Origin of the sequence: Streptomyces sp. NPDC007162, from assembly GCF_040634175.1 — a bacterium.
Taxonomy (GTDB): Bacteria; Actinomycetota; Actinomycetes; order Streptomycetales; family Streptomycetaceae; genus Streptomyces.
The window spans coordinates 1-2,735 of sequence record NZ_JBEYFC010000817.1; the positions used below are offsets into that span (position 1 = coordinate 1).

The following is a 2,735-nucleotide window of genomic DNA, read 5'->3' on the forward strand; positions in this document are numbered from 1 at the left end:
GCCGGAGTTCACCACGCAGCGGCTCGTCCGCCTCACCCGCGGCGACACCCCGAACCGCGAACACGCCCTCCGGCAGGGCGAGTTGATCACCGCCGTGGAGATCCCGGCACTGCCGCGCCCACTGAAGTCCGGCTACCTGAAGGTGCGCGACCGCCAGTCCTACGAGTTCGCCCTGACGTCGGCGGCCGTCGCGCTCCATGTACGCGGCGGCGTGATCCGCGAGGCGAAGGTCGCCGCCGGCGGTGTGGCCACCGTGCCGTGGAAGCTGCCCGCCGTCGAGCAGGCCCTGATCGGCGAGCGCCCCTCGGACCGCCTGTGGGCCGAGGCCTCCCGCCACGCGGCCGACGGCGCCCGCCCTCTTCAGCACAACCGGTTCAAGGTCGAGCTCCTGAAGCGAACCGTCGAACGCCAGCTGCGCACCGTAGGAGAAGTGTAATGAGCCCCCAGCCGCAGGCAGCCGTAGGTGCGCCGCTGTCCCGCGTGGACGGCCGGCTCAAAGTCACCGGCAAGGCGGAGTACGCCGCCGAACACGACATCAAGGGTGTCGTGCACGCCGTCATCGTCGACGCGAGCATCGGACGTGGCCGCATCAGGTCCATCGACACACACGCCGCCGAGAAACACACGGGCGTGCTGCGGGTGATCCACCACGGCAACGCCCCGAAACTGCCGTACCGCGACAACCCCGGCTCCAACAACCCGGCCGGACGCAGACTTCGGGTCTTCCAGGACGACAAGGTCCTCTTCCACGGCCAGCCGGTCGCCGTTGTGGTGGCCACCACGCTGGAGGCCGCCCAGCACGGAGCGAGCCTGGTCAAGGTCCGCTACGACGCCGAAAAGCCCTCGACCGACATCACCAAGGCCAAGCCGGGCGAGCCGACGCCGTATGCGCGCGGTGACGCGGAGGCAGGGCTGCGCTCCTCGGTCGTACGGCTGGACCTGACGTACGAACTGGCGCGCAACCACCACAACCCGATGGAGCCGCATGCCACCGTCGCCCGCTGGGACGGCAACCGGCTCACGGTGTGGGACAAGACGCAGTGGGTGATGGGCACGCACGACGAGATCGCCGCGGTCTTCGACCTGCCCGCGGACGCGGTGCGGGTCATCAACCCGTTCGTCGGCGGCGGCTTCGGCAGTGGACTGCGCTGCTGGCCGCACACCATCGTCGCCGCGCTGGCCGCGCGGGTCACCCGGCGCCCGGTGAAGCTGGTCCTGTCGCGCAAGCAGATGTATTTCGGCACCGGTTTCCGGCCGGCCTACGAGTACCGGCTGCGCCTCGGCAGCGACCGGCGCGGCCGGCTGAACGCCGCGATCCACGACATCAACCACGAGACCTCGTCGTACGAGACGTTCATCGAGGCGGTCCTGGGCGCGGGCCAGATGATGTACAGCATGCCCAACGTCCGCCAGGCGTACCGGCAGGTGCCGTTGGACGTGAACACCCCGATCTGGATGCGCGGCCCCGGCTTCGCCCCCGCCTCTTTCGTGATCGAGTCGGCGATGGACGAACTCGCCGACGAACTCGGCATCGACCCGATCGAGCTGCGCCGACGCAACGAACCGGCCGAGGACGAGTCGACCAACCAGCCGTTCTCGACCCGGCGGCTGCGCGAGTGCTACACCGTCGGTGCCCGGGAGTTCGGCTGGGATCGCCGTAACCCCAGGCCGCGCTCCACACGGGAGGGGAACCTGCTGATCGGCCTGGGCATGGCCGCCGGAGGGTACGACTGCGGGCGGTACCCGGGGCAGGCCAGGGCACGGCTGGATGCCGACGGCACGGCGGTCGTGGAGGCGGCCACCACCGATATGGGGCCGGGCACCTACACCTCCCAGACCCAGGTCGCGGCCGACGCCCTGGGGCTGACCATGCGCACGGTGACCTTCCGGCTGGGGGACTCGGAGTATCCGTTCACCTCGCCGCACGGCGGTTCGTCGACCATGGCGAGTGTCGGCTCGGCCGTCCTCGACGCCTGCAACAAGGTGCGTCAGCAGGCGATCAAGCTGGCCGTGGAGGACCGCGAGTCGCCGCTGTACGGCGTGGACGCGGACGACGTCGTCGTACGCAACGGCCGACTGCACGACCAGAACAACATGGCGCGTGGGGAGACGTACCAGAGCCTGCTGGCCCGCAACGACCGCTCCCGCCTGGAAGCGAACGGTTCTTACGAAGGGCCTGGCTCCGAGCGCTCCGCCTATTTCGCCTACAGCGCGACCTTCGCCGAGGTCTCGGTCGACGCGGACCTGGGGCTGGTGCGGGTACGCAAGATGCTCGGCGTGTACGACGCGGGGCGGATCATCAGCCCCAAGCTCGCCGACAGCCAGGCCCTCGGCGGCATGATCGGCGGCATCGGCCACGCACTGTTGGAGCAGACGGTCACCGACCACCGCGACGGACGGATCGTCAACGCCAGCCTCGCCGACTACCTCGTGCCCGTGAACGCCGACGTCCCCGAGATCAAGGCGATCTACCTGGACGGCGAGGACAACGCCGGCAACCTGCTGGGCGTCAAAGGACTCGGCGAGGTCGTCCAGGTCGGTGTGGCTGCCGCGATCGGCAACGCGGTCTACAACGCCACCGGCCGACGGATCCGCCAACTACCCATCACCGCCGAGGCATTGCTCTGACGACACCGTCCCCCTGGACCGGCCCGGCAGCCCAACTCCCCGTACGGGGCTGCCGGGCCTCCCCCGGGTCGCCGCCGCGCATGCGCCCCCGTGGACGCGGCGGCGAC

1 protein-coding gene and 1 pseudogene are annotated in these 2,735 nt (G+C 70.2%); both read left to right on the forward strand.

Features of this window, described 5'->3' with window-relative positions:
- Positions 1–436 (forward strand): annotated as a pseudogene (locus ABZ646_RS44380) (xanthine dehydrogenase family protein subunit M); the annotation flags it as partial.
- On the forward strand, positions 436–2,628 hold the full coding sequence (locus ABZ646_RS44385; protein ID WP_360532849.1) for a xanthine dehydrogenase family protein molybdopterin-binding subunit: 2,193 nt from the start codon (positions 436–438) through the stop codon (positions 2,626–2,628). The pseudogene ABZ646_RS44380 and the gene ABZ646_RS44385, both read left to right, overlap by 1 nt.
- Positions 2,629–2,735: the final 107 nt, after the last annotated feature.